This window comes from uncultured Mobiluncus sp. (genome assembly GCF_947254095.1).
Classification (GTDB): Bacteria; Actinomycetota; Actinomycetes; order Actinomycetales; family Actinomycetaceae; genus Mobiluncus.
The window spans coordinates 1-4,540 of the sequence record NZ_CAMYBV010000040.1 but is presented as its reverse complement, the minus strand read 5'-3'; the positions used below and the strand labels follow the sequence as shown (position 1 = coordinate 4,540).

Below are 4,540 nucleotides of genomic sequence, written 5' to 3'. Positions count from 1 at the left end.
GGAAAGTTAAATCGAGAAAAATTTGTTTGTCCGGGGAGAAATCCCCGGACAAATGCGCATTTTTAGGAAAGAATAGTAGTGGCTGCCTGTGCCCTCTTTCGGGCGGAGCGGCAGAAAATTAACAACCTGTCACATAAGGAGACTCAGTTGGCAATCATCGAAAGCATTTACGGTCGCGAAATTCTCGATTCCCGCGGTAACCCCACGGTCGAAGTCGAGCTCGAGTACGAAGGGGGTATGGTTCGCGCTGCGGTTCCGTCCGGTGCCTCGACCGGCCAGTTCGAAGCGGTGGAACTCCGCGATGGTGATAAGGGACGTTACCAGGGTAAAGGCGTATTAAAGGCGGTCAAGGCGGTAAACGACATTATTGCTCCCGAGCTGGTGGGATTTGACACCGTCGAACAGCGCAGTATTGACGCGGCAATGATGGACCTGGACGGCACTCCCAATAAGGGCAAATTGGGGGCGAATGCGATTTTGGGCGTGTCCCTGGCAGCAGCGAAAGCCTCAGCCGAGGACGCCGGTTTGGAACTGTTTGAATACCTCGGCGGTCCCAACGCTCACGTCTTGCCGGTGCCGATGATGAATATTTTGAACGGCGGTTCCCACGCGGATTCCAACGTGGACATTCAAGAGTTCATGATTGCGCCGATTGGTGCCGAAACGTTCGCCGAAGCGCTACGGATGGGCGCTGAGGTGTATCACTGCTTGAAGTCAGTTCTGAAGGATAAGGGTCTGGCCACCGGTTTGGGTGATGAAGGCGGGTTCGCGCCGAACCTGGAGTCTAACGCGGAAGCGCTGGATTTGATTCTGGTTGCTATTGAAAAGGCCGGTTACAAGCCCGGCAAGGATGTGGCGCTGGCTTTGGACGTGGCCTCTTCCGAATTCTACGAAAACGGCAAGTACAACTTTGAGGGCGAAGTTCGCGATGCAGCCTACCTCGAGAAATACTACGAAGAACTGATCGACAAATACCCGATTGTTTCCATCGAGGACCCGCTGAATGAGGAAGCTTGGGAAGACTGGCAGAAACTCACCGCCGCCATTGGCGACAAGGTGCAGCTGGTGGGCGACGACCTGTTCGTCACGAATCCCGAACGCCTGGAGCGCGGTATTAAGGAAGGCGTGGCAAACGCCCTGCTGGTAAAGGTCAACCAGATTGGTTCCCTAACCGAAACCCTCGAAGCTATTGAAATGGCTCACCGGGCGGGATTCCACACCATGACTTCGCACCGTTCGGGCGAAACCGAGGACACCACGATTGCGCACTTGGCGGTGGCGTCCAATGCCGGCCAAATCAAGACCGGCGCGCCGGCCCGTAGCGAACGCGTCGCCAAGTACAACGAGCTGCTGCGCATCGAAGATATGCTCGGCGATGCCGCCGTTTACGCCGGCAAGTCAGCATTCCCGCGCTTCCGCGGCTAAGTTCATTCCGTTTCTACAAGTTTCCCAGGCTGGTGACATCATCAGCCTGGGAAACTTTTTCCCTGCCGAGGCTCGCCTAGCCCCTCCCTGCGAGTTGATACCGCGAGTCCGGGAACTATTGAGTGGCCTTTATGGGGCGCAAATCGTAGATGACCGCCCGGTGATCCGAGATGGGCAGACGCAAAGCTCGCGGTTCGCTCACTAACTCCCAACCGTTGCCCAGCAGCTGATCTAAGGCAATCCACGGCTTGTCTGCCGGATATGACGGGATAGCCCCGTGCAGCTGCGGGTGTTGTTCCGCAGGTAAAGGCTGCAGTACCTTGTCGATATGGTAATCACGCAGATTGAAATCCCCCATCAGCAGGCATGATTCAGGTCGTAGGTGGTAGAGAGAACGCCAGGCACGCCGCAGCTGAGAAGCAGCTGTGGGACGGTGAATTTCCAGGTGGGTCGTGCCTAGCGCTACGGTCCCCAGCGGAGTAGCCAGCCGGGCCGCCAACAGCACTCGCATCTGACCAAACCGCACCCCGGTCCCTTTTGCAGCATCGGGAAGGTCGCGTAACCCCTCGAGAAAGCCGTGAGAAAAACCCTTCCACGGGTCGCTGCCCCACACTATGCGTGCCCGAACCCTGCCGAGCCGTTTGAAATGCCAAGATTTCACCGGCCAGCGGGAGAGCAGGGCGATACCGTACCCGCTTTCCGCCTTTAGCTCGCTGTCCAAAGGGCGGCGGTGCAGGACTTGGGACTGGCCTGCGTAAGACGCTCCGATGCGCCAATAGGGCAGGTGTAAAGATTCCGCCAGCACGCGTGCTTGGCGGACGTAGCCGGAACGTCGCTGTCCTTTGTCGACTTCCTGCAACGCCAAAACATCCGGTTTTAACTGCTGGAGGATTCGAGCTGTCTGCCGCAGATTTTCCGCAGTCAGCTGGGTGCGGGTATTAACCGAACCCGATTTGAACAGGCTGCGGCAGCGTTCCCCCAAGCCCCGGATAAATGCTTCTACCCGCGAATTTGCCTTTTGGGCATCGGGCCATCCCTCCGCTGGGGTACCCCACTGCAAATTACAGGTAATAACCCGCAGGTAATCCGGATTCGGCAAAGTTTCGGGGGTTGAGCGGGTTGGGGCAGAAGTGGCTTTTCGAGAGCGCTTATTCCGGCTCATTTCTGAGCCTCCTCAGAAGGTGGGGTGGTGCCTTTGGTCGTGGTGTCGCTGTCAGCATTCGGTTTGGGTTCATGTTGCTTCGGCCCCGTGACAAGTTTGCGGCGTTCCTCCGCGTCAGGAGTTCCGGAAAAGAGTCGGTCACCAGCCATCGTGGCGGTGGTGTTCAACACCCTGGTGTCTTGCAGGGCATCTTGGGAGGGGAGTAGCAGTCCGGGCATTTCGTTCATGCTTTCATCTAGACGCCGGGCCTTAGAACGCCAGGAGCGGCGTTTTTCCTGAATTTTACGGGCATACTGGTCCAGAAGTGGCTCCCCGTAAGGGCTGGTCGGGGCTGCTTCATGTTCCTGTTTTTTGGCGGCCGCGGCGTGACGATCCCCATTCGCTTCCCGGATTGTGGCGATAGCCAGTTCACGAGCCTGTTTTTCAATCTCGATTTCATCAACGGGCATCTGCACTTCCGTCACGGTTTCGGTTTCAACGCGGCGACGCGGCAAGGCATATGGAGCTTCCCTGTCAATCCACTCAATCAGGCGTTCTCGTAGGTAGCACTTGAGATCCCACAAATCTCCGGAGTTCGCGGCGCTCGCCACCAAACGCACCAGCATGGTTTCTTCGGAACTGTCTGTGACCTGCACGCTGGCGGTGCGCCCATCCCACAAGTCCGTCTCGGATAACAACCGGTCCACTTCGTTGCGGAATGCCGCCAACGGCATACGCCAATCCACACGTAGCTCCACTACCCCCAACAAATTGGTGTCTCGTTTGGTCCAGTTTTCGAAAGGCTCCTCGGTGAATTTCTTGGACGGTAGGATGAGGCGGCGTTCATCCCACAGATGAATGACGATATACGTCAGTGTGATTTCTTCAATCGTGCCTTGCTGGCCTTGCACCACGACGACATCACCCACCCGAATCGGGTCGGAGAAAGCAATCTGGAGCCCGGCGAACATATTGGCCAACACCCCTTGTGCCGCAATACCAGCAATCAGGGAGATAATGCCCGCAGAAGCCAGCACCGACCCCATGGCCGCACGCGCTTCTGGGAACGTCAGCGCTATCGCGATAGCCCCGAAAACCCCAAAGAAAACTTGTGAAACTCGGTGCATGACTTGGGCTTGGGTCACCAGACGATTTGGCTTCGCCCCGCCCTCGAGCTGTGTGCGGGTCATGTCCTCCAGGACGGCACACAGTTCAATCATCCACACCGTCACGGCAATAATCATGAAAATCAGCAAGCCGTGTGAAATCGTGTCGTAACCAGGGACGTTGGGGTTGCGTACAGTCCATTGCCATCCGATAGTCGCCCCTAAGGCGATGCAGGTCAAAGACCCGCCCACACGAGAACGGCGCTCCAGATATTTAACCAGTCGGTGCTTGCGTCCCCAGCGCCGCAACAAGAAGCCGATGATTTGGGCAGCCACCAGTAAAGCCACGATACAGACCAAACTGGCAGCCAGAACTGCCATAACGTCCAGGGATGTCTCCAAGACTTCCTTAACGGGGGTATCCGGGGTTGGATTGGGCTCCGGGGTCTGGCTGAACACAAAACTCATGTCTCTAGCATAGGTTATCGAGCTCGGGCTGACCGGGGGAAGTGAGGTTTTGCACTTGTGGCTTTTTTCACCTAAACTATTTCAAGTCCTTAGCCCCCTGGGCTTAGGCGACGCTCCTATCGTCTAGCGGCCTAGGACTCCGCCCTTTCACGGCGGCAACACGGGTTCAAATCCCGTTGGGAGTACAAGTAAGCCTTTGGGCTTGCGGTTTGAATGGCCCTGTAGCGCAGTTGGTTAGCGCGCCGCCCTGTCACGGCGGAGGTCGCGGGTTCGAGTCCCGTCAGGGTCGCAGTTCGTCGATGGCCACAAGCTAAGACGAACGTTGGCTCTGTAGCTCAGTTGGCAGAGCGAACGACTGAAAATCGTTAGGTCACCGGATCGACGCCGGTCGGAGCCACCA

Annotated in this window: 3 protein-coding genes and 3 tRNA genes; 4 read left to right on the top strand and 2 right to left on the bottom strand. The window is 57.1% G+C overall.

Annotation, left to right across the window (positions count from 1 at the left end):
• The first annotated feature begins 147 nt into the window (after nucleotides 1-147).
• Entirely contained in the window at nucleotides 148-1,425 is a 1,278-nt protein-coding gene (gene eno, locus Q0X47_RS08355) for a phosphopyruvate hydratase (protein WP_297724971.1), read from the top strand.
• A 115-nt stretch (nucleotides 1,426-1,540) separates the two neighbouring features.
• Here the strand turns inward: eno and Q0X47_RS08350 are convergent, their stop codons facing one another.
• Nucleotides 1,541-2,587, bottom strand: coding sequence for an endonuclease/exonuclease/phosphatase family protein (locus Q0X47_RS08350; RefSeq protein WP_297724968.1), 1,047 nt, complete (start codon nucleotides 2,585-2,587; stop codon nucleotides 1,541-1,543).
• A complete protein-coding gene (locus Q0X47_RS08345; RefSeq protein WP_297724965.1) occupies nucleotides 2,584-4,140 on the bottom strand; it encodes a mechanosensitive ion channel family protein in 1,557 nt (518 codons plus the stop codon). Before Q0X47_RS08345 ends, Q0X47_RS08350 begins: the two co-directional genes overlap by 4 nt.
• A gap of 112 nt (nucleotides 4,141-4,252) precedes the next feature.
• On the opposite strand from Q0X47_RS08345, the gene Q0X47_RS08340 reads away from it, so the two are divergent.
• The 3 genes from Q0X47_RS08340 (at nucleotide 4,253) to Q0X47_RS08330 (ending at nucleotide 4,540) form a co-directional block, all read left to right on the top strand.
• Nucleotides 4,253-4,325, top strand: a tRNA-Glu gene (locus tag Q0X47_RS08340).
• A 30-nt stretch (nucleotides 4,326-4,355) separates the two neighbouring features.
• Nucleotides 4,356-4,429: transfer RNA gene (locus tag Q0X47_RS08335), tRNA-Asp, on the top strand.
• A gap of 35 nt (nucleotides 4,430-4,464) precedes the next feature.
• Nucleotides 4,465-4,540 (top strand) — tRNA-Phe (locus Q0X47_RS08330).